Below are 611 nucleotides of genomic sequence, written 5' to 3'. Positions count from 1 at the left end.
CGTTTAGCCGAGCAGGATAAGGACATTGAAAATATGCGATTGCTCAATGCGCAACTGAAAGAGCGCATGGAATCGCAAATGGTAAAGATGGACGGGATACGCGAGTACTTCGAGCACAAGTTAAAGTCGGCCCAGTCGGGTGAAAAAGAAAGCATCGAATCCTTGCGTAAGCAGTATGAATTAGAGATGCAATTGAAGGTTGAGGCCGCGACCTCTGAATTACAAGACATGATACAGATGCGCGATATGGAGTTAATGTATCGCAATGAGCAGGAATCGAGTTTAAATGAAGAGGTTGCTCGGCTAAGGGACGAAGTTCAAAATCTGGTCAGTAACTCAGGTAATGAGGTATTAAGCCATCTTCAGGAGCGCGGTATTAACTTTGTGGCCTATCAGCCCGGTGCCGGGCACATTACGATTCCCGTTGCGGACTTAACCGTGTACACCGAAAGCCCTCAGGATTATGCTGCCAAGAAGTGTGGCCTGACGCCGGTGCAATACCGCACTTGGCTCGTTCATTACCAAAACCCCTCCTGCTGCGCGTTAAATTCAGACGGTAGTGTCTGCGGCGTGCCGATTGACCGAATTCATAACCCCAATGACTTTCACCC

General features: G+C 48.8%; 1 protein-coding gene. It reads left to right on the top strand.

From position 1 onward, the window contains the following. Nucleotides 1-611: hypothetical protein (locus tag ACFQEU_RS17510; RefSeq protein WP_379784228.1), on the top strand; the 611-nt coding region annotated here is incomplete at both ends.

This window comes from Halorubrum tibetense, from assembly GCF_042661865.1.
Classification (GTDB): Archaea; Halobacteriota; Halobacteria; order Halobacteriales; family Haloferacaceae; genus Halorubrum; species Halorubrum tibetense.
This window is presented reverse-complemented; position numbering and strand designations above follow the sequence as displayed.